Source organism: Ktedonobacter sp. SOSP1-52 (assembly GCF_016587395.1).
On the sequence record NZ_BNJH01000004.1, the window covers coordinates 615613 to 640295 of the forward strand.

A 24683-nucleotide genomic window follows, 5' to 3' on the forward strand; every position below is an offset into this window, starting at 1 on the left:
TGTACCTCTTATTTCTTATTGCTCGCTGGCAGGTTCATCAGGCTGGTCGACCTGGTAGCGCTTTCTCTTTGGCAGGGGAAGCTGCTCCCAGGGGATGAGGGTATCCGTCTCTAGACCACGCACATGCATGTTGTCGTTATAGCGTATCAAGCGCCAGAAACTGGTTCCCTTATGTTCATCCTCTCGCCACTGAGTAATGGAGGTATTCTGGGTAAAGAAATGGGCAGGGGGCATGGCAAAGGAGCTATAGCGGAAGAAGTACGCAAAAGAGTTATCGATCACGCCGCCATGACAGACGATAACAATACTCTTGCCCGCATGCTCCTGAGTAATGCGCTCTAAAGCTGTGGCAACACGCAGGGCGAAGGAGGGCCAGCTCTCGCCACCCGGCGCTATCGGTTTAAATGGCTGGTGCAGAAAGTCCGGGCCGGGACCATAGCGCTCGTGATATTCATCATAGGTCAGGCCATGGGCTTCGCCTTCTAGCATTTCCTGCACCTCATCATCAAAGATAATTGGTAGCTCAAAGGCCGGGGCGATAATCTCGGCGGTCTGCCTGGCTCGTGGCAGGGTACTGGCGATCACAACGTCTGCCTGAATCTCGCGTGTAGCAATCAATCTATCGCGCAGGCGCTCGGCCTGCCTGACGCCTAATTCGGTAAGTCCATCATCGCGAAGAAACTGGTGTATCTGGCTTGTGGCTTCACCATGACGAATCAGATAGAGCTGGGTGGTCATAAAAGAAGTTTTCTCCTCTTTCTTTAGCGCAGCTTCGCGAGAACTATCCCTCGAGCCTACACCATAGCTACAATATTGATTATATTGGCATTGTAGCATATGCACTCTTTATCCTGCCTGCTTTCTTCGCGCCTACGGCGCTCAGGGGGAAGATGTGCATGTGGAAAACGGCAGAGCCGTTTTCCACATGCACATCTTCCCCCTGAGGTTCGCGTAGCGAGCCGAAGCAAGAGCCAGAGGAGAATCCTTTGTCACTGGCGCAGGAGGATCAACAGGCCCATGACCAGGGCGTAGATGACAATCGTTTCAGAGAAAACCAGGCCCAGGATGAAGTTTGTGCGTACGGTGCTTCCCGACTCAGGGTTGCGCCCTAACGCCTCATAAGCGCGCCCATTAGCTAAACCCATGGCGATACCCGCGCCAATTGCTCCCAGGCCAATCGCCAGGGCGGCGGCTATTGCTTGCCACATCATGTCTCCTACCTCCTTATAGATGAGTTGTATGTATCTCTTTTCTCTTTACACCTCAATTGTAGCGGCTTCACCGGACAGGCAACATCGTACGAATGGATGATTACTTCTCGGCCAAACGGATCTCATCCATCTATCCTGGTTTTCATACCATATTTTTTGCTATTCTATGCAAAAGAAGTAATAAAGCTAAATACACACCTGAGGAAGAACGATGAACGACGCCTCCAAACCATTGCGCCTGCTCATCGCCAGCGCACACCCGATTGTCTGCGAAGGCCTGCGCACTATGCTTGCCGGTAGCCCGGATATTCAACTGCTTGCCATCGCCACATCGCTCCCTGAGACGATGCGCCTTGTAGGCGAACTCCAACCCCAGGTCCTGCTCATTGATACGCATATTCACCAGGGCGCGACGCACAAAGCCCTCAGCATGATGCACGGCGAGTGGCCAGCCCTGGCGATAGTGGGGCTCGCCATGAATGCCGATGACCCAGAGTTCCTCCTGGCCTGTCTGCAAACGGGCATGGCAACGTGCCTGCCGCTACATGTCAGTCGCACGATCCTCCACCAGGCCTTGACTGCGAGCGTTCACAAGGAGACACTCCTCCAGCACGCCCTGGTGCGGAGTTTGCTTGAGCGAATAGAAGGAGCGACACCTGTAGAGGAGAGATCGTCTGCGCAGGCGCAGTGGGTGGATCTAACGGAGCGCGAGCTAGAGGTGCTGACCTGTGTCGCACATGGCCAGCGCAACAAGGAGATTGCCATCTATCTGAGTATCAGTGAGCCAACCGTCAAGACACACCTGGCAAACATCTACTTTAAATTGCAGGTCGACTCACGCGCCTCAGCCGTCGCCGTCGCCATGAAGCGAGGCCTTCTGTCGGGGGTCACTCTCTCCTAACACATGAGAAGACTTTCCAAACCCGGCAGGGCGTTTCCATCGTGCCTTGATTATCTCTCTGCTATTGGCAGTTTGCCAGTACGCAATCGATGCATTCTTCGAGGGTGGTACAGCTGCATCCGCCGCCCTGCACCAGCAGGTGCTGCATGGTCTGAGCCTGATTGATAACGTTTTGTACCTCGATGAGTTTACGCTGCACCAGGCCCTGCCAGTGCGCCCCAAGGGGAACTTCGCCCTGTCGCTTCTCTAATAGAGATTGAATTTCTGTAAGAGAGAAGCCAATACGCCTGGCGGTTTGCACGAACTCCAGTGTTTGCACCGTCTCTGGCGCATAACGTCTCTGACCGCTCACCCTGCGCGGCGGCGGCAGAAGGTTAATGCTTTCGTAGTAACGAATCGCCGAGGTGCGCAGGCCAGTGCGCCGGGCGACTTCACCAATACTGAGTTCTTCCATGCGTTTGCTCGTGTTCGATATAAACAAAGAACCGCCCGTGTGAGCGGGCGAAACGGCGGTGTCCAGATTGATAATAAAAAGACCGCTTGTGTGAGCGGGCGAAACGGCGGTGTCCTATTTTCCCGTGGGGCTGCCCCCAAAGTATCGTTGGAGCTGAAGAGCTTAACTACCGTGTTCGGGATGGGAACGGGTGTACCCTCTTCGCAATAACCACCGGTTCGCCTGCGCATACAAGCGGTTCCGATTGACATGGTGCATGATACCATCCTCTTCGCGATTTGTCAACACTTTTTTTGCGACTTTTCAAAAATCATCAAATTCGTTGGCTTTCGCGCTTGCGGCGCTCAACCAGCGCTAATCAGTAGTTGATGAAGTGGTGCCCCTGGCTGCCAGGGGCACCACTTCATCAACTACTGATTAACTAAATTTTGCGCTATCGATCTTCCAGCTTCCATCGCTCTGCTGGACAATGATCCCCGTCCAGTTTTGCTCATGCGTCTGGACAACACCCTGATCATTCTCCTCTTGAACCACCAAGTGAACGGCTTCCGTCACGGTCCCATCACCATTGGGTGTCTCGCTCAGGAAGGTGATGTCCTGGTGATGCACCTTAGAGTAGCCGCTGGAGAAGCGATCATAAGATAAACTGTTTTGAAAATTGGGCGACAATTGATTATAAGCACCTTGATAACCACGCCGGTTTAACTGATCATAGTATGACTGCACAACGGCGTGCGCTTTCTGTACCGGGGTCTGTGTAGGAATCGGCGTTGGAGTTGAGGTTCGGGCAATCGTAGGGGTAGCAGTGGGCGCGATTGTAGGGACCATAGTGGCCTGACTGGCTGGTGTGGTGGTAGCGACCAGGACATTTCCCTGCTGTTGGTTCCCCGATTGCCCCGTGTTGCCCTGGGGCTTTTGCGCGAAGGCGCCCATGACCTGCAAGCTGATAAAGATAATAGCGGCCAACAGGGCGAGGCTCGGCAGAGCCTTCAGAACCAGTGGCCAGGCACGCTCTTGCTTCTGCTGCGGATAGACAGGCTGCTGGGGCCAGCCTCCCTGCACAGGTATGCCATCCTGAGGAGTCGCCTGCCAGTAGGCCTGACTCGCAGGCGTTGGATAGGGTGGTTGGGCAGTGACGCCCTGAGGGGTTGGATAAGGCTGCTGAGGCGTCTGAAGATAACCGGCAGGGGCAGGCATGGCGTAGGGAGCGGAACGCTGCACCAGTTCAATGCCCGCAAAGCTTGCGGGCAGCGTTGGCAGTACGCCGCTTGCTACAGCCTTCATCTCTGTCACTGCCTCAGAGGTATAGATAGCATCTTGTAGCGCTTTGACGAAGGCTCCAGCCGTCTCATAGCGCTCCTCACGGCTCTTAGCAGTTGCCCTGGCCAATACAGCATCCACCGCCAGCGGGACCTCGGGATTGACACCATAGAGCGCAGGGAAGGGTTCATGCAGGTGCTTATCAACGACTGTGTAGTGATTGTCACCTTTAAAAGGCACGGACCCGCTAAGCATCTGGTAAAAAATCACGCCCAGCGCGTAGATATCGACACGCGCGTCAATCTCCTCACCGCGCAAAAGCTCTGGCGCCATATAGGCTGGCGTTCCCAGAATAGTTCCCTGGGAGGTCAGGGTTGAGTTATGCTCATCTTCTGCCCTGTCTACCAGGCGCGCGATGCCAAAGTCGGCGAGCAAGAGTCTGCCATCGGGGTAGAGTAAGAAGTTGCTTGGCTTGAGATCGCGGTGAATCACATGCTGCTGATGGGCATAGTCCAGGGCGGAGGCGGCCTGCATCACAAAACCCAGCGCCTGATGCATTTCCAGCTTTCCCTGTCTTGCCAGCAGACCACTTAAGCTGCCACCACTCACATACGGCATCACCAGGTAGGCATAACCTTCGCCTTCGCCATAGGCATAAATAGGGATGATATGTACATGCTCAAGCCGGGCAATGATATCCGCTTCGCGCTGGAATCTCGCCAGAAAGTCCGCAGCCTCCTCTCCCTCAGCCTCTGAGCGCAAGATTTTAATTGCTACCGATCTCGCGGGCCGTTGCTGTTGCGCCAGGTACACGGTACTCATGCCACCCCGCCCAATGACCTTTTCGATGGTGCAATTACCTACTGTTTTGCCTAAAAAAGCGCTTTCATTCTCCTTCATCGCACCCACCTTTATCATTCTTCCAAACGAACAATGAAAATTCCGCTTGCTAAAAGCAATGGAGCCATATTTGCATATATCTCCAACCAATGTCCATTATAAAGTCAAATACATGATAAAGCAATTTTACGCAATTCCCTATGAGGTATCTCACAGTGGATAAAGAGAATTACCAAGGGGAGCGACAAAGTGTATAATAGGTCAGAACACAGTAGGTTAGCGTCCCGCTATAATTATATTGATCAATCCTATCAAGGAGTACCCAATACATATGGAAACTACAAGTAGCAGAAAATGGTCTGAGTTACTGGGCCTTCCGGTCTATGTACCCAAACTGGGAAAGTCTCTCGGGACCGTCGTGGACTTTTTCTTTAAAGAGGGATCAAACTCTATCGATGCCCTGCGCGTCCATACACGCGTCAATGGCGATTTTGCACTGCCAGTGCGCGGCATCAAGGCCGTTGAAGTTGACAGAGTGACTATCGATAACGAGAACATGCTTATAAAGGCACTTCCCCCACTGCCACAGAGCAAAGATCTGATCGGCATGCCCGTTGTCAGCGAGAAGGACGAGACCCTGGGCGAGGTGAGCGAGATCAGCATCGCCCTGTATCCTCTTAACGCGATGCGCTTGAATGCTTTGGGTATCTCCACTAATGGACACAAAGCCAGGGGCATCTCCGCCGATAGCATATTGTCCTTCACCAATGAAAAGGTGGTGGTCGAGAATCATATCGCGCGTAAGCTAAAGTAACCTTCAGAAAAGGGAGGAGAGGAATGGTCAGGACGCGGACAGGTCCGCGTCCTGACCATTCCTCTCCTCCCTTCTTTTTATACCCCTCGCAGGCGCTCGGCTTCGGCCTCGGCGGCGCGGGCATCTCTCTTGCGGTAGAGCTTGCGCAGAGCCTCTGCCTTGCGCAACCAATTATCCGGATCGTTGGGCGCGAGGCGAATGGCCGACTCGGCCGCTGCCAGAGCCTCGTTATACCGGCCCAATAGCTTGAGGATCAGGGACTTGTTATGTAGCGCGGAGACCATACGTGGATTGACCTTGAGTGCGTTATCGTAGGCGCTCAGGGCCGCGCTATAGTTCCCGAGGCGATAGAGGGCATTCCCTTTGCCATTGAGGGCTGCGGGCAGGCTGGGATTGCGGCGCAGGGCTTCTTCATATGCATTCAACGCCATGTCATAGCGCTCCATACGACTCAAGACGGTCGCCTTACCGAGCCAGGCGGGGGCAAAGCTGGGATCAATCTGCGTCGCACGCTCAAAGGATTCCAGCGAGCGGCGATAGTTGCCCAACTCTTGCAGGAGCTGGCCCCTTCTCTCCCAGACCTTCACATAGTTTGGATCGAACTGGAGCGCCCGGTCATAGTTGTCAAGCGCGCTTTTAAACTTCTGCTGCGCGTAGAGCACATTGCCCATGCCATAGAGAGCAGGCGCGAAGCGTGAATCGCGCTTGAGCGCCTCTTGATAGGCCTGGTAGGCTTCGCGTAAGCGCCCCATTTCGAGCAGAATCAAGCCCTTGCTGTTCCAGTTGAGCGCGGAATTAGGCTCATAGCTCAGAGCCTGCTCTGATGCTTGCAAAGCCTCTTCATACTTGCGCATCTGGCGCAGGACCAGGCTCTTATTGCTCCAGGCCAGGGCCATCCTGGGATCGAAGCTCAGGGCGGTATCAAAGGCATTGAGAGCCTGCTCGGGAAGGCCAAGCGCGCTCAGGGCCGCGCCCTTCCCATTCCAGGCAACGGCATTACCAGGTTCAAGCAGGATGGCACGATCAAACGACTGCAACGCCTCGCGGTTCTGGCGCAAGCGATTGAGCGCGACCCCCTTCCCATTTAAGGATGTTACCAGATCGGGATCAAGCTGGAGCGCACGCGTAAACGACTGCAACGCCTCGCGATGCTGACCATTTAAGGCCTGCGTCAAGCCACGTCCCTGCCAGGCCTGGGCATTGAGCGAGTCCGTTCTGATTACCTGGTCATAGAGCTTGAGGGCCTCAGGGACACGCCGCTGTGCATAGAAGGTATAGGCATCCTGTAAGAGCTGGCTCGTCTCAGGCGAGGAGGCCGTCATTGTGGACGCGAACCCTGAGGCATACGGTGTGGAGGTTGGCCCCGACATAGTCGCGATGGGTTGGCTCAAGGTGCCGCTGATGCGCTGTTGATCTACATGGCGCAAGACATCCAATACCTCTTGCGCGCTCGCCGGGCGCTTCTCCGCGCTCATATCAAGCATGCGTATTAACAAAGCCTCAAGTTCGTGGGGAACCATGGGATTGAGCTGCGATGCCGGGCGGAAGAAGAAAGGTTGCTCGCTGGGATCAACGCCTGTCAGCAGGCAGTGCATTAAGGCACCCAGGCTATAGATATCGGAGCGTGGCGTGCTTTGTGCCTTCCCATACTGCTCAGGGGCGGCGAAGCCCGGCGAGCCAAGCGCAACGGTATCATGCGATTGACCAGGTTTAAAGACGCGCGCGATACCGAAGTCAATCAAGTAGATATGATTGCCATTGACCATCACATTCGATGGCTTTAAATCGCGAAAGATGATGGGTGGTTGATGGTTGTGAAGATAGTTCAATACATCACAGAGCTGTTTGCCCCAATCCAGCACCTGGTCGAGTGGCAGCGGCTTACCTCCCGCCTGCTCCAAATAGTCCTCGACCGTGCGGCCCTCGATAAAGTCCATAACCAGATAGGAGCGCTCATTCTCGCTAAAGTGGTCATAGATGCGCGGTAGATTGGGATGCAGCAGGTCCGCCAGGAGAAGAGCCTCGCGCTCAAAGGCGTCTTCCGCCTCCTGAGCAGTCGTCGAGGAGAGTCCCGCTTTACTCATCTCTTTAATCGCGATTGGACGGTTATTAAAGCGCGTATCTAATGCTTTATAGACCGCGCCCATTCCTCCCTGACCAATCAGCGCTTCAAGCTGATAACGGCCATCGAGTAGGGTTTGTTCGGGTAAAGCTCCTGTGGTGTGTCGAAATGGTAGCGCGGTGGCGCAATATTGACAGAAGCGCGCCGTCGCCGCATTCGCCGCCCCACAGTTCTCGCAGAACTGCTCCAGTGTCGACATAAATCTCGCTACTTCTTCATTTCAGAATAGGCTACACGCTAAATGTTCTCAATAATTTTATTTCTGGTGCCCCCAGAAATTATGGAGGGGGATTTTTATGGGGACACCCCATTCCCCGGCAGGAGGGATCTCCCTCCTGCACCTCCCCTTTTTATCGGATGTATCAACACCTGGTTACTCAGCAGGAGTGGTGCGCAGGGCTTCGAAGGCGCGCCAGAGTTGCATCCACTCTTCAATGCTGAGCATCTCTGCACGCCTGTTGGCTTCGATACCTGCCTGGCTGAGACAGGCACGCACTACCTCATTTTTATAGTGTAAGGCATGCGTCAGCGAATTGTGAAGCTGTTTGCGTTTCTCCGCAAAACCCGCCTGGACCACGCGGAAGAAGCGGTCACGCTCATCCAGCGTCAGGGGCGCCTCGTCATTGATATCAATACGCAAGATGGCCGAGTCAACTTTGGGCGCGGGATAAAAGGCCTGGGCTGGCACCTTGCTTACAATACGTGGCTTACCATAAAACTGGATACTGACCCCCAGGACGCTTAAATCGCCAGGAGCCGCGGCAATCCGCTGTGCCACCTCCAGCTGGACCATGACGACAAGTAGTCTGGGTGGGTTCTGGCTCTCCAGAAAGTGCCGAAAGGTGGGCGCAGTAATATAATAAGGCAAGTTCGCCACTAGTTTGTAGGGTCTGTGCTCAAAATGGTCCTGGGGATTGATAAAGAGCAGGTTACGCTCCACCAGTTCAACATTGGGCCTCTCTCCTACCGTCTTCTCTAGTAGGGTGAGCATATCACGCTCTAGCTCAACCGCTACGACGCGCCGAGCCTCCTGCGCAAGCTCGCGCGTCAGGACGCCCGTTCCAGATCCCACCTCCAACACTTCGTCATTCGCGTTAATCTCAGCCGCCTCGACAATCCGCTGCAACACGTTCCGGTCAATCAGAAAATTTTGTCCAAAGGCCTTATTTGGACGCATCCCATGCGCGTAGAGAAGATTTCTCAGGTCCCGCATATTCGTCAGGTCGATGGCGTCATAATTTATATTTGGCACCGCCATGGGCTGGTGTAGCTCTCTCTCTTTTCCCAATGCTTTCTTTCGTCCGTTCTTACCACGTATGCCTGATTTTTGTACAGGTATTGCCAGTCGCTAGCAGACCCTTTCTTTGCACCACCATTATATACTATCGGGTCTATCCTGCACTCAGGCTGAGATACTCTCACATTTTCTACGTCGGACCACCTCTTGAGTTGCAATATACGCACGAGATAAGTGATTTTCAGCTAGCACGCTGGTTTCTTTTCCGCTCAATATCCACATATATACATATATATCTACAAATAGAAGTACCAATATCCCCGAATTCCTACGCAAATACTCCTGATTGCGCTTTCGTTCGTTTCGTAATATGAATAGTGAGCGAATTGTGCATATAAGTCAGAAGAATTCAGATAAAGCATGTGGACAGAGGTGGGGCCGCTTGCGAGGAAATAATAAAAAGATCTTAACGCAGGAAGGATTTATAACTTTATGCCAACTAATCATTCTCAAACGAATTCTAGCTCCGATTCCTCTCCTTCACGCTCCTCTCCACAGGAACGCCCGGCATGGCAACAGGAGAACGAACACGCGGAGGCCTATGGCGAGCAGTCAACACTTCCTCGCCCTCCTCTCACGCGTCAGCCTACTTATCAGCAAAGCCTGGGACAAACAGGCATTCCCCATCCCAATGCCTCCACGGCTCCCGCGCCAATAGTAAAGCCCCCTGTGCCTCTCAATCGCACCAGCCAGTTTGTCTCTCAGCAAGCAGGGATAAGCAGTCAAGCAGACAGCAAACAAGCTCGTAGTCAGTTTGTCCAGCCAGGGAGCCTAATGCAACCAGCAGTGCCACCCCCTGTAGCCGCGTACGCCAGTAGCGGGTCTGTCAGTCCCCCTGTAGCCGCGTACGCCAGTAGTGGATCCAGGCCTCTTTCCCAGCCATTGCCAGACGCATCGCAACGCCAGAGGCACGCCCGTGTGCTACGCAAAAAGCGGGTACGCCTGAAGCAGCCCAGGCCAGATATGGTGGCACGTCTGCTTATGGGTGGTTCCCTGCTCTTCCTGGTGGCTCTCCTTTTCACATTTGGCGGGACCGGTATAGCATATGGTTACTATCAGATGCAGCTTTCGTCGATCAATGGTATCGCCCAGCATTCGCTTTTCCAGAACACGCATATTTATGATCGGCATGGGAAGCTGCTCTACGAGCTATACGATAAACAGCTTGGGAAGGGACGCCGTACCTATGTCAGTTATCAGGATATCTCGCCCCTGCTCATCAACGCCACCGTCGCCGCGGAGGATCATACCTTTTGGAGCAATGGCGGCGTCGATCTCCAAGGCATTGGGCGCGCGCTCCTCTCCAATGCTCGCAGTGGTGGCGTACGCGAGGGCGGCAGCACCATTACGCAGCAACTTATCAAGAATCAGTTTTTTAGTGGCAAAGAGCGCACGGTAGGCATCAAGTTTCAGGAAGCCATTCTCGCCGCCGGGATCACCCAGCAGTATCCCAAGTGGAAGATCATGGAGATGTACCTGAACACCGTCTACTATGGAAATATCAACTATGGCGTCGAGGCGGCCGCGCGCGACTACTTTGGTCTTAAGCCAGATTGCCAGGGAAATCACTGCAAGCCAGCCGTCTCGCGCCTTACGCTGGGTCAAGCCTCGCTGCTGGCAGGTTTACCACAGAGTCCAACCTACTACAACCCGGTCATCAACAAGGACGTCGCGCTTGAGCGTCAGCAGATAGTCCTCAACGCCATGGTCGCGATGAAGATGATCACACCCCAACAGGCCCGCCAGGCTCGCCAGGAGACACAGCAGAGCGATATCCAATCCTATTCTACTGACCAGGAGATGAAGGCTCCCCACTTTGTACAATATGTCATCAACCAGCTTGAGGAGGTGTTGGGCGGCCCGGAGCAGCTTCGGGATGGAGGCTTTGACGTTTACACTACTCTGGACTATGACCTGGAGCAGAAAGTTGAAGAGATCACTTATAACAACCTCTATACAACAACATATGATCGTGGGTTGGGAACCTATAACGTCTTAAGCCGCGATAAAAACGTCAATAACGCCTCGGTCGTCGTGATGAATCCCAAAACCGGCGAGATCCTTGCCATGAACGGGAGCGCCTCCTACGAGGCGAATTATCCCCAAGTGCGCGGCCAGTTCAATGGTGCGACGACACCACGCCAGCCAGGCTCCTCTTTTAAGCCGATTGTGTACGCGACGGCCTTTGAAATGGGTTGGTATCCCGCGATGATCGTTTCTGACCACCGCACGATCTACCCGGTCGATCCGCCGGATTACTACCATCCCCAGAACTACGATGGCAGCTTCCATAGCGATTATCCGATGACGGTACGCACGGCGCTGGCCAACTCTTTCAACATTCCCGCCATCGACGCGATTATGTTTACAGGTGTACACAACGTCCAGAACATGGCAGCGCGCCTGGGCATCTCAGAGGTGGCAAACCTGCCTGACTCACAGACGGGTCCCTCTATGGCCCTGGGTTCAAAAGAGGTCTCACTGCTGCATATGACCGATGCCTATGCGACTTTTGCCAATCAAGGACTACGCATGCCCCCAGTCTCGATCCTCTCGGTCAAGAGTAACCAGGGGCGCGAGCTTTATAGCTTCCATCCACGCGGCATTCGCGCGCTGCGCCCCGACGTTGCCTTTCTCATGAATGACATTCTCTCGGATCGAGTCGCCCGCTATAAAGAGTTCTATCCAGGTAATCCCCTGGAACTGAGCAGACCAGCCGCCGCCAAAACTGGCACCACGGATAGCTTCCGCGATAACTGGACGATTGGCTATACGCCCTATCTGACGGTAGGAGTCTGGGCGGGCAATAGCGACAATGAGCAGATGTACGATGTCATTGGTATCACGGGAGCAGGTCCGATCTGGCACGATGTCATGGAGTACGCCTCGCAGCACTATAACTTTCCGCCAGACGACTTCCCTCGTCCCGATAATGTGCATCGAGGTGCAGTCTCCGCCAACACCGGCCTGGCATATACGGCTGGCGAGGGCGCGGTAAGCGACTGGTTTATCGATGGAACGCAGCCAACTATCCAGGGCGCCAACTACTATGTTCCCCCCCTGGTATGCCCAAAACCCAAAGATGATGAAGAAGGCGACAGCACCAGCAACGAGGATATACCAGAGGCATGCCTGAAAGACAGTAGCAAGGACGGCAAAGATGGAGATACCGGGAAGAACTCGTCCGGCAGCCCGAGCACTGGTGGAGGAAATAGCCCCAACGGCAGCCAGGCGACGCCTTCCACCAGTACCGGCGGGAATAGCCCTACCAACAACCCGCAAATCATCGATGTGACCCCGGGTCCGTAAGTGAAACAGTAACATTGAATGGACAGGCGCGCCTGTCCATTCAATGTTATTATCCCCTTACTTGTGGATGATAAAATACTATAATACTGACGAAGCTATTCAGCCATTAAACGATACTACTTCCCGGAGGTCTACATTCTCTATGTCAGATAGATCGAACCAGGGCCAGGGCGGCGAGGAGCAGTTGCCACCTCTGGACCCAAACTTTCGTCCCCTTACGCGCACCGAGCGGCGCAACCTATGGCTCAAAGAGTATGGCAAACAGGATATCGCGCTCCAATTCTGGGTAAAACTTGCAGAGCAGACAGACCAGGAGTTTCCCGTGATGTTTCAGATGCATGGGCAGCTCGTCTTTGGGCAGATGATCAGCACGCTCGCCTACGCTCGCTTCCATGTCGAGCTTTATGAGGGGATGTATCGCCAGGAAGATCCCGATACTGCAGACTTCCTGCGTGAGTTCTACACCAACCTGGTTCCACCCGCCGACCAGCCTGAGATCGGACCAGCAGGACTGCCCGTGCTCTATGAGTATGTACACCTGCGCGATATCACCATCATCAGCGGGGGCCATAAGACTAAGCTACCATACTGGCGTGGGCGCGTCAGCGCCGTTGAAGCCTTCGTTCTGGGCGCCACCACCGAATAACAAGGGTGTGTGATTTGCGGGCAATGCCCGCAAATCACACATAAACTCATTATTCAATCTGTACAGTTGTTCCCACGGGTGCCCAGTTGTAAAGCCATTTCGCGGAATCCAGATTCATGCTTACACAGCCATGTGAACCCTGATTATCATCGGTCGTGCCGGGGCCAAAGGCGGAGCGCCAGGTCGCGTCATGTAAGAAGTAGCCACCTTCCTTGAACGCGAGGGCGTAGTTAATATAGGTTGGAGCGTAGTAGTATGGTGAGTTCTTTGGCCAGGGGGAATGAAACCAGGTTGGGCTGAGCTTTTGTATCACATGAAAGGTGCCGGTTGGGGTCGGAAGTTGGCTTCGACCCGTCGTTACCAGCGTATCAAAGACCTCTTTATCGCCCTCGTAAGCAGTCAACTCCTGTTGTGAGATGCTTACGACGATGCGCTTACCTTGCGTGATCTGGTCAGTATAGCCTTGGGCATAAACACGGTGTAGCGCCTGGGGTGCGAGTATGAGACTGAGCAGACAGAATAAAGCAAGTCCCCCTAGTAAAAGGGAACGTTGAAAGCTTGTTTGCATAGTATTATCTCCCTTTCCCATTGTGAAAGCAAATCTTTATCCACACATCCACTTCGTGCACAGCGATCAGCGCTATGCAACCCACCACTCCATTGCAACAAGGGACAGGCTCATCTCTCAACGCAGATGACCTTCTCAGACTATTTTGCACAGGTAAACCAATCTCAACAACAGAGATAGCCCTGGTCATCAGTAGTCATACTGTGCGCACCTTCAGATTCATAGCCTCTGGTGCGCACGAGGTCAGTTCCTACACACCTTGCCACTACCCTTGCTTGCTCTCACCTCCATGACTTGCTGGTCGGGAGATGTAGAGGAGATTATTAGAACAGAGATAACTGCTGAGGTGGTTCCTCATTTTTCTTGGGTGCTACGGCAACTTTGGGAGCCGCCGCGGCCATGCGTTCCGCCTCCGCCATCACCAGGGGAATCTTCTTGAAATCTTCACGAATCACGTCTTTCAGACTGGCCTGGTGCAGACCTGCCGCCGGGTGATACATAGCAATACAGATATACCCTGCATCCTTTTTGCGCGCCCGTCCATGAATAACACTGATCTTCTCATTGCCAAAGAACTTGGCCATTGAGAAACGTCCGAGAGTCACGATGACCCGCGGTTTCAGTGCCTCAATCTGGCGATCTAAATAATTATTACAGGCCGCAATCTCATCGGGTTGGGGATCGCGATTCTGCGGAGGGCGACATTTCACGACATTGGTAATAAAAACATCGGAGCGTTTGAGATTTATGCTTGCCAGGAGTTCATCGAGGAATTGTCCCGCGGGACCCACGAATGGACGTCCTTGCTGATCTTCGTGGTAACCAGGGCCTTCACCAATAAAAAGGATCTTAGCACTTGTGCTACCTTCGCCTGGTACAGCCCTCGTTCTACCCTTACAGAGATTACATTTCGAACAGGTAGAAACCTCTACGGCTACCTCTCTCAGTATCTCCTCTGACGACATGGCATATTACCCCTTTTTTAATCGTTACTAGCGTTGAGGTCCTAAGATGTCTCTATATTGTACAGATCTTTTGTGTATTACACAACTATATTGTGCATAATAGGGTCAAGAACCAAGTTAAGAACACTATAGGCGACACGAGGTCGCCTATAGTGTTGCTGCTTATTTGAGGTTTTACCAGCGGCGATCCGTCGAACGCGGACCAAAGCCACCGTTATCGCGGCGTGGTGGACCACCTGGGCCGCTTGGGCGACTGCCACCAGGGCCCCCCATGGGACGGCGCTGGCCAAAGCCACGATCTCCGCCGCCACCGCCACCGCTGTAGCCACCACGGTCTCGATCTCCATAGCCGCGACCACCGCCACCGCCGTAGCCACCACGGTCTCGATCTCCATAGCCGCCACCCATGCGACCGCCAGAAGGCGGGCCTTCACGACGATCTCCATAGCCACCACGGCCCATGCCACCGCGACCTGGGCCACCGCGACCACCGCGCTCACTCTCAATCTCGGCCTGACTGGGCATCTCGCCACTCAGGGCTGCGCGACGCGAGAGGTTGACGCGTCCCTGACCATCGACCTCGATTACCATGACGGTAATCTCATCACCGAGTGAAACGACATCTTCAGGGCGCATCACCTGGTAGTCAGCAAGCTGCGATGTGCGGACCAGGCCCTCTTTCCCGGGGAGGATCTCGACGAAGCAACCAAAGTCGACCAGGCGGCGAACTGTACCGGTATAAATGCGACCAACCTCGACCTCTTCGGTCAGGGCGCGAACCGCATCCATCGCACGCTGCATCGCCTCACCAGAGGTGGCAGCAATGTTGACGGTCCCATCGTCCTCGATATCGATCTTGGCGCCACTCTCATCCTGGATCTTACGAATCATCTTGCCGCCCGGCCCGATAACTGCACCAATCTTATCAGAGTTAATCTTAATACTCTGAATACGCGGTGCGTAGATCGAGAGTTCCTCGCGTGGAGCGTCGATTGCGTCCAGCATCTTCTCCATGATGAACATACGGCCTTCATGTGCCTGTTCAAGCGCCTTGGCCATCACATCATAGGTGATACCTTTGACCTTGATATCCATCTGAAGGGCGGTCACACCATCGGCGGTACCCGCAACCTTAAAGTCCATATCGCCCAGAGCATCCTCGATGCCCTGAATATCGCTGAGGACGGCCCACTTGCCTTCGCGCTCACCCTCACCAGTAATCAGACCCATGGCCACGCCAGCCACAGGCGCGTGAATGGGAACACCCGCTTCCATCAAGGCAAGGGTTGTGCCACATACCGAACCCATCGAGGTTGAACCATTGGAGGAGAGAATATCCGAGACCGCGCGAATGGTATAGGGGAACTCTTCCTGTGTTGGAATGACAGGCGAGACCGCGCGCTCAGCCAGGGCACCATGGCCAATCTCACGACGACCAGGGCCACGGAGTGGCTTGCTCTCACCAGTGGAATAAGGCGGGAAGTTGTAGTGGTGCATGAAGCGCTTATTATCATTGGTCCCCAGTCCATCGAGCACCTGCTCTTCTCCGGGTGAGCCAAGTGTTATCACGCTGAGCACCTGCGTCTGACCACGAGTGAAGAGCGCCGAGCCATGCGTGCGGGGCAGGAGACCAACCTCGCAGGTAATGTTACGGATGGTCTTGGTATCGCGACCATCGGGACGTATACCTGAATCCAGAATGGTATTGCGAACGTAGGCCTTCAGCTCCTTCTCATAGAAGCCGATGATCTCCTTCAGGCGATCAGGATACTGCGTTCCCAGCTCGGTCACCAGATCGTCCTGCACCTGGCTGAGCGAGGCTGAGCGAGCCGTTTTATCGGGATTGCTGACCGCGGCCTCGAAGCGTGGGCGAACGAACTCCGCCACCTTGCCCTGAAGCTCAGCATCGGGCACGGGGGCCGCGAAGGTGCGCTTGGGCTTCCCACAGACCTGGACCAGCTTCTCCTGCATCTTCACCAGATCTTGCAGGGCCTCGTGACCAACACGCAGAGCCTCCAGCATCATATCTTCGGGCAGTTCTTTGGCGCCGGCCTCAACCATCATAATCGCGTCAGCGGTACCGGCAATTGCCAGGTCAAGCTTGCTGCGCGACATCGCGGAAGCCGGAGGATTGATCACAAACTGGTCATCGACGTAGCCGACGCGTACGGCCCCAACCGGGCCAGCGAAGGGGACATCCGAGATGGAGAGAGCGGCAGAAGCGCCAACAATACCCATAATATCGGGGTCATTTTCCTGGTCGACGGAGAGGACAGTAATCACGATCTGGACGTCGTTGCGATAACCTTTGGGGAAGAGAGGGCGAAGAGGGCGATCAGTAAGGCGGCTGGCGAGAATAGCATGCTCAGTCGCGCGACCTTCACGCTTGATAAAGCCACCGGGAATTTTACCAGCAGCATACATGCGTTCTTCAACATCTACAGTTAACGGGAAAAAGTCAATGCCTTCACGGGGTTCATCGCTGCCAACCGCGGTTGCCAGGATCACGGTGTCGCCGTATCGCACAAGTACAGCGCCACTACTCTGTTCCGCTACGCGACCGGTCTCTATACTCATGACGCGGCCACCGATAACGGCTTCTTGACGGTGAATCATATTTCCTCCGACTAATGCACCCTAATACCTAAAACGCGAAAGTGTGTTAAAGCTCCTCAGGAGGGGTCTGAAGTCTTGCCGGCCCATCTCTCGTTATAACCTGGGTGCGGATCACTGCTCTTTGAAATGTCCTTTTTTTCGCAAACATAGCTGCAACTGGCTTCAAAACATCGTCTTCGCTCTAGCAGTGCGTTGCGTGCTGATTTATTACTTGCTGTGTGGAGAATAAAACCCTCTTCTGCCTATCGTCTTCGCTCGTTCCTTCGTCTCTAGCTTCCTTCGTAAACACCAATGACACACGAACAACCTTGAGGAGCAATACTTAGTAATACTTGCGACCTCGCAAACACAACTGGGAGTTTTTTATACGATGCCTGCTTATCCAGTGGAAATAGCAACATCTGTGGGACACTCCCTATCCCTGTGAACTCTTGGAAAAGGTGCAGCGGTCGGGCGAACGCAAAGGCGTACGCCAGGATTGCGCCGACCGCATTAATTGTAGCCCAACGGCTTTCGCGATACCGTTTTAGCGGCGTAGGCCCAATTTTTGGATCAGGGCGCGATAGCGCTCTGGACTTTTCTTGCTCAGATATGCAAGCAGGCGCCGACGCTGACCAACCATAATTCTCAGGCCGCGGCGTGAATGGACATCATGCTTATGCACCTTGAGATGCTCAGTCAAGCTCAGAATGCGGGAAGTCAGGATAGTTACCTGAACTTCGGGCGAACCAGTATCGGTCTCATGGACGCGGGAATCAGCAATAATTTGTGATTTCTCTTCAACTGTCAAAGCCACGCTTCTAACTCACCTCCTACTAGGAAAAGTTGGGAAAGACGTAAGATCTTTCAGCATTATAACATGGATCACCGGAGGGCGCAACGAAAGGCGTCCCCCAGATCAGCTTTTGGGTTGTGTCGTTGTTGTTCGTGTTGTGTATAGGTGTATTGTATCGAAAGCTGTTCAGGAAGATCGTGTGTAGACATACAAGCTAGAGGGTTTTTCCAGCAAGATGGGGCCAGAACCTCCCTACCGGGAGGGTGGGAAAGATTAAGAGCACGCCTTCAAAGTCGGAGAGGAGACAGGGAAACGTAGAAGCTTCCCTGTCTCGCTTCGGTATCGAAGGGGACAGTCACTTAAGTTACTTACTTAAAAGCTACTTAATGGTGACTTTCGCGCCAACCTCGGCAAGCTTCGCGGCGATGCGCTCGGCCTCTTCCTTGGAGACAGCCTCTTTAACGGGCTTAGGAGCCTCGTCGACGACAGCCTTCGCCTCTTTGAGACCCAGGCCGGTCAGTTCGCGAACAACCTTAATGACGTTGATCTTGTTGGCGCCAACCTCGGTCAGGACGGCGTCGAACTCGGTCTTCTCTTCAATAACAGGAGCAGCGGTGGCCTCGGTAGGAGCAGCGGCAACAGCCACGGCGGCGGGAGCAGCGCTGACGCCCCACTTATCCTGAAGGGTCTTGCTCAGCTCGACGAGCTCAAGGACGTTCAACTTTTCGATATCAGCAATGATTGTCTCAACGGACATGATCGTTCCTCCTAGATATGCACATAGATATGCATTGAATACACAGTTTTATTCGGCGGAAGCTCCACCGAGTTGATCAGCACGACCCTGTAGGACATAGCACAGTTCGCGCATGGGAGCGCTAATTAAGCCATACACATTGGACAGCGGACCCTGAATAGTGCCCACTACCTCAGCCTTGGTCTGGTTTTTGCCACCCCTGATCTTGCCGATGCCTTCAACTTGCTCGGAAGACAGCGTGCGGCCACCCAGGATGCCAGACTTAAGGACGACAACCTTGGAGTTGCCGGTATAATCAACGACGGCCTTAGCGGCTGCTACCTCGTCGTCGAAACCGAAAGCGACGGCGGTCTGACCATTGAAGATGCTCGTGTCGAGCTCATTCATGTTGTTGCGCTCGCTCGCGATACGCAGCAGGGTATTCTTCGCGATCTGGAACTCGACATTGGCGGCGCGCATCTTTTTGCGCAGGTCGTTCATGTCTTTGACCGAGAGACCCTGAGTTTGAACCAGGATAGCAATCGTCGCCCGACCCAGCTTATCGGTTAAATCCTCGATCATCTGAGCCTTTGCTTGCGTTGGCATGTTGCTCTCCCTCCTTTCCTAAAAAATGTTTTATCTTTTAAACGCCTTGCGAGATATTCGCGCGAGGCATGAAAAAAGCCTTCGGGATGCAACCGAAGGCTTGAGGAGAGCTGCGTATTTCTCGGCATGAGATTCAGGCGCACACGTAGCGAGTACGCATGGAGAATCTTCATGGAGACGCGCAATCCTCGGCAAGCCGATGCCAGGAGCATCATTTCAACACAGCACGTGTGCTTGCGGTCTTCGGTTGCGAAGTATCTTTTTTGTCTGTTAAGGTTTGAGCGCCAGGGCGGTCGGGATGTCCAGGCGAATGCTGGGCGACATCGTCGACGTAAGCACTACGCTCTTCACATAGGTGCCTTTCGCGCCAGATGGGCGGGCACGTACGACCGCGTCAATCACCGATGTAATGTTCGACATCAGCGCATCTTCGCTGAACGACAGCTTACCAGCAGGGATGTGCAGGAGTGCGGTCTTGTCGACTTTGAACTCTACGCGGCCAGCTTTGACTTCGCGGATCGTCTTAGCGAGGTCAAAAGTGATTGTACCAGCTTTTGGGCTGGGCATCAAGCCACGGGGACCAAGTTTCTTACCGAGACGGCCAACTTTACCCATGACATCGGGGGTAGCGATAGCGACGTCAAAGCCGAGCCAATCGCCCTCGATCTGCTTGATCAGGTCATCGAGGCCAACAAAATCCGCGCCAGCGGTCTCGGCCTCACTGACTTTTTCGCCCTGGGCGAAAACCAGCACCTTGACTTCTTTACCGGTGCCAGCGGGAAGCATCGCGACGCCGCGAACCATCTGATCAGCGTGGCGGGGATCGACGCCAAGCTTCATATGGACCTCGACGGTCGGATCGAATTTAACGTAATTTAGTTTCTTGAGGAGTTCGACAGCTTCCTTGGGCTCGTACAGCTTCTCCACTTCCAGGAGCTTGCTGACCTCCAAGTACTTCTTGCCATGCTTTTTGATTGCCATATTCTTTTAAGCCCTCCTTGAGGCTACAACCGCAGTGACTTTCGGGCCAATGCTTAGTCTACGATGGGTAATGAATCGTGAACTAACCGATGGTGATACCCATGCTGCGGGCGGTACCTTCAATGGTGCGCTCGGCCGCCTCGACACTGTTTACGTTAAGGTCTACCATCTTCAACTCGGCGATCTCGCGGAGCTTCTCACGCGTAATCGAGCCGTTTTTGGTCTTATTGGGAACCGCGGAACCTTTCTCGATGCCTGCTGCACTCTTCAGCAGATAGGAGACAGGCGGAGTCTTGATTACAAATGTAAACGAGCGGTCCTCGTAAATGGTGATTTCAGCTGGGATAATCATGCCAGCCTTATCCTGGGTACGCGCGTTGTACTCCTTACAGAACATCATAATATTGACGCCGTGAGGACCGAGCGCTGTACCAATTGGGGGCGCCGGGTTTGCCTTGCCCGCCGGAATCTGTAGGCGAACGACAGCTTTAATACGCTTTGCCATAACCTATGTCAACTCCTCAAGAATTACCTATGAATGAACGGCCTGCTGGATTTAGCTGCCCACAAGGGGCTGCCTCCTTATACGAAAACCAACGCCGCTCTCGCGGCTAGCGCTAGCGCGCTCAGGTTTTCGAGAGGCACCTAAATCTTCTCGACCTGTAAAAAGTCCAAAATTACAGGCGTTTCGCGACCGAAGAAAGAGACCAGTACAGTGACCTTATTACGATCCATATTGAGATCACTGACCGTACCGATGAAATCCGCAAAGGGTCCATCGACAACGCGAACACTCTGACCTTTGGAAAAACTGATTTTGGCCTTGGGCTTCTCAGTCTCTTTTGTGACCTGCTTCAAGATCGTTTTGACCTCATGCTCTTGCAGGGGCACAGGCTTATTACCAGAACCGACAAAGCTCGTGACGCCGGGTGTATTTCTCACCACATACCAGGCCTCGTCGCTCATGATCATTTCCACGAGCACATAGCCAGGGAAGACCTTGCGCTGCACCGTACGGCGCTGGCCCTGCTTGATTTCAACTTCTTCCTCCATGGGCACAATGACGCGGAAAATCTTTCCACGCATATCCATGGAAGCAATACGAGCTTCAAGGTGGCTACGCACCTTGTTTTCGTAGCCGGAATAAGTATGAATCGCAAACCAGGCACGATCTTCGGTAGTAGCACCTGCATTAGTATCTGGCTGGTCATTCTCGCTGGTATGTTCAGTAAACACGGCTCTCCCCTTCTGGTCGCCAGGTGACGAAGCTATTTACCGTTAATAAGCACAAAAATTTGATTCAAACCCAGGTCAACCAACCCCAGAAACAACCCAACCGCTAAAGAAATGACGATAACAGCGATAGTCATGTTGCGAGCTTGCTCAAAGGTGGGCCATGTCACCTTGTGGCGGAGTTCGTAATAAGAGTCAACAACAAAACCACCAAAGGCAGTATTACGGAAGCGGGCCCACGTAGAATTGCCTCTCTGCTCGCGACGCGTGGTTTTGCCACGATCACGAGTAGCTGCCTTTGTTGTCACGGGTGTTTTGTTACTCTTAACTGGCTGTTCTTTCTCCCTACCGCTCACCTTCGCCTCAGCCATCTGACTCCGGCTAGTATTTCTCTTTTTCTCGGCCATATTGTTTGCCACGTTCAGCCTTTCTCGATCAGTAGCTACTGTACATGCGCGCTAGCACAGGTGCTAACTTACACATACTCTACTATCTTACTTGGTCTCGCGGTGGGGCACATGTTCCCGGCAAGTCGTGCAGAACTTGCGCAGTTCCATACGGTCGGGATTGTTTTTCTTGTTTTTCTCGGTGGTATAGTTGCGGCTCTTGCAGGTCGTGCAAGCCAACGTGACCACAATGCGATTTTCTTTGCCTTTAGCCATGATTTTCTCCGTTTTGTTGCCTGGCTTGCAGAGGATGCATTAAATCTGCTTTGTTTGCGAAAGAACATGGGCGCAACATGCATTGCTGCTGGAGCGCCCATGCGTTTACAACCAATTGATCTTATGCAAGAACCTTCGTGCAGATACCAGCACCGACGGTACGACCGCCTTCGCGGATGGCGAACTTCACGCCCTCTTCCATCGCGACCGGCTGGATCAACTCGACCGTCATCTCAATGTTGTCGCCAGGCATTACCATCTCCACGCCTTCAGGCAGCTTGATCGATCCCGTCACGTCCGTGGTACGGACGTAGAACTGAGGGCGATAGCCGTTGAAGAATGGCGTATGGCGGCCACCCTCTTCTTTCGAGAGGACGTAAACCTGCGCCAGGAAGTTCTTATGGGGCTTGATCGAACCCGGCTTGGCCAGCACCTGGCCGCGCTCGATGTCCGCACGCTCAATACCACGCAGCAGACAACCAACGTTGTCGCCCGCCTGGCCCTCATCCAGCGTCTTCTGGAACATCTCCACACCCGTGACAACCACGGTGCGGGTCTCTTCCTTCATACCAATGATCTCGATGTTCTCGCCAACTTTGACGATACCACGCTCGATACGACCCGTGGCCACGGTACCGCGACCCTTAATGCCAAAGACATCTTCCACTGGCATCAGGAACGGCTTGTCGGTCGCGCGAGGAGGCGTAGGAATGTAGGAGTCCACCGCATCCATCAGCTCCCAGATGCACTTGGCTGCTTCGTCGTTGCGCGAGAGGTCGCCTTTGCTCTCCAGGGCTTTGAGCGCTGAACCGCGGATGATAGGAACATCATCGCCAGGGAACTGGTACTTCGAGAGCAACTCCCGAACTTCCAGCTCGACCAGCTCGAGCAGCTCCTCGTCTTCCATCATGTCGACTTTGTTGAGGAAAACCACCATCGCGGGAACCTCAACCTGCTGCGCCAGCAGGACGTGCTCGCGCGTCTGAGGCATAGGACCATCAGGAGCACTCACGACCAGGATCGCGCCATCCATCTGGGCGGCACCGGTGATCATGTTCTTGATGTAGTCAGCGTGACCGGGGCAGTCCACGTGAGCGTAGTGGCGCTTCTCGGTCTGGTACTCCAAGTGCGCGATCGAGATGGTAATACCACGCTCGCGCTCCTCGGGGGCCTTGTCGATCTGGTCGAAGGCCGTGTACTTAGCAAGCTGAGCGGCAGCCAGGGTCTTGGTGATGGCCGCGGTCAGGGTCGTCTTGCCGTGGTCGATGTGACCAATCGTACCCACGTTAACGTGGGGCTTTGTACGCTCGAACTTCTGCTTTGCCATTTCCTAATGAGGCTCCTTTGCAATCCTCTTGCGATCAGATAGCAATGGGTGTAAACATGCAGCAGCCGCCCCCTGATATTTGATCGCATTCCTTGGAAAATATCTTCCTATTTATTCTACCAACGGGAAGGGAATGGTTGATCAATTCAGAAGACGGCAGCAAAAGCTTTTAGTACGTTCACGCGGAATCTTATAAAGATGAAAGCGCTGCGGAAGTGCCCGGCGGTTTCATCTAGAAACCACGGAGCCCGTGATGGGATTTGAACCCATGGCCTCATTCTTACCAAGAATGTGCGCTACCCCTGCGCCACACGGGCTAGACAGACCAGGAGAGGTCTGACTTGGTGGGCAGTGGAGGATTCGAACCTCCGAAGCTTTCGCAACTGATTTACAGTCAGTCCCAGTTGGCCACTTTGGTAACTGCCCAGGTGGTGTCGCTCTCTATTAGGAATTATCCCTAGAAATCACACCGTTTTGTCGCCGTCATTCTGAACCGGTCGACGTGACGTATTATAGCCGACCCTCATAGCGATGTCAAGCACTTTTTTATCAGTTCTACCAAGATTTAAAAAATTCGTTATGAGGCCGGAGTTATAAACAAAGTAGGGGAGAATACCGCCACGAAAAAAGAGAAGAGTGGGTGTGAAAGCACGCTCAGCGCTACTTGCAATAAGGTCACCTCTTCCTCTTATAGCGAACGTTCTTCGATCTATGTAGGAAGAACGGGTGAGAGGAGGGACATACACGATCCGGCCTATCTCCGGCTCCTTTTGGAGCCAATGTGTGTCAGGAAAGGGAGAGAATGAGCACAAAAACGTAAGGAATTTGTAAAGTATTTCTAAGCAAATTTTAAAAAATAAGAGGCAAAAGCATTGCTTCTTGCTCAATTTGCTGGTATAATTCCCAACGTTGGAGAAAATTCTTTTATTCCTTCCGCAGTTATCCTTAGTCATCCACTAACCAGTAGTAACACAGCCGGTTAGTTCGTCGTTGGCTGGTTTCGACTGGCATTATGACTTGGAATTATGAGGTAAAGTGCTATGGCAACGAATTGTGACTTCAGTCGTTCTTCCTTTCTCATGGAACAGTATCAAAAGGAAATGGAACTCATAGCTCTTGCCCTGCAAGAAGAGAGTCAGGACGAACGCGAGGAGCGCTTAGGTCTTGTAGCACGTTCCTGGTCCCTCACCGCCGCCTGCTTTCAGAGCCAGCTGGAGCCCAATGAAGCAGTAACGTTTGCACCCGTCGCTTTAGCTCGCCCATAGTACTTCTGATCTGAAAACCCTGAGCGCGAAGCGCTAGACACGCAAGTGGCGTTGGGTTTCGGAAGAAGATTTTATCATTGTTTGTCGAGAATGTT

At 53.6% G+C, this 24683-nt stretch carries 23 protein-coding genes, 2 tRNA genes and 1 rRNA gene; 5 read left to right on the forward strand and 21 right to left on the reverse strand.

The window, feature by feature from the left end; all coding sequences use genetic code 11:
* Positions 1–15: 15 nt before the first annotated feature.
* On the reverse strand, positions 16–738 hold the full coding sequence (locus JMJ16_RS37850; RefSeq protein ID WP_201389923.1) for a histidine phosphatase family protein: 723 nt from the start codon (positions 736–738) through the stop codon (positions 16–18).
* 251 nt (positions 739–989) lie between these two features.
* The gene (locus JMJ16_RS37855; protein WP_201381474.1) at positions 990–1211 is read right to left on the reverse strand and encodes an ATP synthase F0 subunit C; all 222 of its coding nucleotides are present in this window, start codon (positions 1209–1211) and stop codon (positions 990–992) included.
* A 211-nt stretch (positions 1212–1422) separates the two neighbouring features.
* Here JMJ16_RS37855 and JMJ16_RS37860 point away from each other — a divergent pair, with 211 nt between their 5' ends.
* Positions 1423–2112 (forward strand): response regulator transcription factor, encoded by a 690-nt coding sequence (locus JMJ16_RS37860; protein WP_201389925.1) that lies wholly within the window; start codon positions 1423–1425, stop codon positions 2110–2112.
* A 61-nt stretch (positions 2113–2173) separates the two neighbouring features.
* Here the strand turns inward: JMJ16_RS37860 and JMJ16_RS37865 are convergent, their stop codons facing one another.
* The 3 genes from JMJ16_RS37865 to JMJ16_RS37875 all read right to left on the reverse strand — a co-directional run bounded on the left by JMJ16_RS37865 (position 2174) and on the right by JMJ16_RS37875 (position 4726).
* On the reverse strand, positions 2174–2566 hold the full coding sequence (locus JMJ16_RS37865; protein ID WP_201370340.1) for a MerR family transcriptional regulator: 393 nt from the start codon (positions 2564–2566) through the stop codon (positions 2174–2176).
* Positions 2567–2667: 101 nt separating this feature from the next.
* A 5S ribosomal RNA gene (gene rrf, locus JMJ16_RS37870) occupies positions 2668–2784 on the reverse strand.
* A gap of 199 nt (positions 2785–2983) precedes the next feature.
* A complete protein-coding gene (locus tag JMJ16_RS37875) occupies positions 2984–4726 on the reverse strand; it encodes a serine/threonine-protein kinase (RefSeq protein ID WP_201389927.1) in 1743 nt (580 codons plus the stop codon).
* A gap of 271 nt (positions 4727–4997) precedes the next feature.
* Between JMJ16_RS37875 and JMJ16_RS37880 the strand changes: the two genes are divergently transcribed.
* Entirely contained in the window at positions 4998–5480 is a 483-nt protein-coding gene (locus tag JMJ16_RS37880) for a PRC-barrel domain-containing protein (protein ID WP_201389929.1), read from the forward strand.
* A 77-nt stretch (positions 5481–5557) separates the two neighbouring features.
* Here JMJ16_RS37880 and JMJ16_RS37885 read toward each other — a convergent pair whose 3' ends face one another.
* Together JMJ16_RS37885 and rsmA are read right to left on the reverse strand one after the other, a co-directional pair.
* A complete protein-coding gene (locus tag JMJ16_RS37885; protein WP_201389931.1) occupies positions 5558–7801 on the reverse strand; it encodes a tetratricopeptide repeat protein in 2244 nt (747 codons plus the stop codon).
* 174 nt (positions 7802–7975) lie between these two features.
* Positions 7976–8860, reverse strand: a complete 885-nt coding sequence (gene rsmA / locus JMJ16_RS37890; RefSeq protein ID WP_201389933.1) for a 16S rRNA (adenine(1518)-N(6)/adenine(1519)-N(6))-dimethyltransferase RsmA — start codon at positions 8858–8860, stop codon at positions 7976–7978.
* A 471-nt stretch (positions 8861–9331) separates the two neighbouring features.
* Here rsmA and JMJ16_RS37895 point away from each other — a divergent pair, with 471 nt between their 5' ends.
* Complete coding sequence (locus tag JMJ16_RS37895; RefSeq protein WP_201389935.1) at positions 9332–12208, forward strand: transglycosylase domain-containing protein; 2877 nt, start codon at positions 9332–9334, stop codon at positions 12206–12208.
* Positions 12209–12350: 142 nt separating this feature from the next.
* The gene (locus JMJ16_RS37900; protein WP_201389937.1) at positions 12351–12854 is read left to right on the forward strand and encodes a hypothetical protein; all 504 of its coding nucleotides are present in this window, start codon (positions 12351–12353) and stop codon (positions 12852–12854) included.
* Positions 12855–12903: 49 nt separating this feature from the next.
* On the opposite strand, the gene JMJ16_RS37905 is transcribed toward JMJ16_RS37900, so the two are convergent.
* From JMJ16_RS37905 to JMJ16_RS37970, 14 genes are all read right to left on the reverse strand, one after another.
* Entirely contained in the window at positions 12904–13422 is a 519-nt protein-coding gene (locus tag JMJ16_RS37905) for a L,D-transpeptidase (protein ID WP_201389939.1), read from the reverse strand.
* Between the two features lie 323 nt (positions 13423–13745).
* Complete coding sequence (locus JMJ16_RS37910; RefSeq protein WP_201389940.1) at positions 13746–14387, reverse strand: uracil-DNA glycosylase; 642 nt, start codon at positions 14385–14387, stop codon at positions 13746–13748.
* A gap of 174 nt (positions 14388–14561) precedes the next feature.
* Complete coding sequence (locus tag JMJ16_RS37915) at positions 14562–17003, reverse strand: polyribonucleotide nucleotidyltransferase (RefSeq protein WP_201389942.1); 2442 nt, start codon at positions 17001–17003, stop codon at positions 14562–14564.
* Positions 17004–17529: 526 nt separating this feature from the next.
* Entirely contained in the window at positions 17530–17799 is a 270-nt protein-coding gene (rpsO, locus tag JMJ16_RS37920) for a 30S ribosomal protein S15 (protein ID WP_201370331.1), read from the reverse strand.
* Between the two features lie 358 nt (positions 17800–18157).
* A complete protein-coding gene (gene rplL / locus JMJ16_RS37925; protein WP_201370330.1) occupies positions 18158–18535 on the reverse strand; it encodes a 50S ribosomal protein L7/L12 in 378 nt (125 codons plus the stop codon).
* 48 nt (positions 18536–18583) lie between these two features.
* Positions 18584–19120: a 50S ribosomal protein L10 gene (gene rplJ, locus JMJ16_RS37930; RefSeq protein WP_201381489.1), complete on the reverse strand. Its 537-nt coding sequence runs from the start codon at positions 19118–19120 to the stop codon at positions 18584–18586.
* A 270-nt stretch (positions 19121–19390) separates the two neighbouring features.
* Positions 19391–20101 (reverse strand): 50S ribosomal protein L1, encoded by a 711-nt coding sequence (gene rplA / locus JMJ16_RS37935; protein ID WP_374229146.1) that lies wholly within the window; start codon positions 20099–20101, stop codon positions 19391–19393.
* Between the two features lie 82 nt (positions 20102–20183).
* Positions 20184–20606 (reverse strand): 50S ribosomal protein L11, encoded by a 423-nt coding sequence (gene rplK / locus JMJ16_RS37940; protein WP_201389944.1) that lies wholly within the window; start codon positions 20604–20606, stop codon positions 20184–20186.
* A 140-nt stretch (positions 20607–20746) separates the two neighbouring features.
* On the reverse strand, positions 20747–21337 hold the full coding sequence (gene nusG, locus JMJ16_RS37945) for a transcription termination/antitermination protein NusG (protein ID WP_201389946.1): 591 nt from the start codon (positions 21335–21337) through the stop codon (positions 20747–20749).
* A gap of 32 nt (positions 21338–21369) precedes the next feature.
* Positions 21370–21753, reverse strand: coding sequence for a preprotein translocase subunit SecE (gene secE / locus JMJ16_RS37950; RefSeq protein ID WP_201389948.1), 384 nt, complete (start codon positions 21751–21753; stop codon positions 21370–21372).
* 75 nt (positions 21754–21828) lie between these two features.
* On the reverse strand, positions 21829–21999 hold the full coding sequence (gene rpmG, locus JMJ16_RS37955; RefSeq protein WP_085954412.1) for a 50S ribosomal protein L33: 171 nt from the start codon (positions 21997–21999) through the stop codon (positions 21829–21831).
* A gap of 118 nt (positions 22000–22117) precedes the next feature.
* Positions 22118–23323, reverse strand: a complete 1206-nt coding sequence (gene tuf, locus JMJ16_RS37960; protein WP_201389950.1) for an elongation factor Tu — start codon at positions 23321–23323, stop codon at positions 22118–22120.
* 245 nt (positions 23324–23568) lie between these two features.
* A tRNA-Thr gene (locus JMJ16_RS37965) sits at positions 23569–23640 on the reverse strand.
* Positions 23641–23665: 25 nt separating this feature from the next.
* Positions 23666–23749: transfer RNA gene (locus tag JMJ16_RS37970), tRNA-Tyr, on the reverse strand.
* 614 nt (positions 23750–24363) lie between these two features.
* Here JMJ16_RS37970 and JMJ16_RS37975 point away from each other — a divergent pair.
* Positions 24364–24588, forward strand: coding sequence for a hypothetical protein (locus tag JMJ16_RS37975; RefSeq protein WP_201370324.1), 225 nt, complete (start codon positions 24364–24366; stop codon positions 24586–24588).
* The last annotated feature ends 95 nt before the right edge of the window (positions 24589–24683 follow it).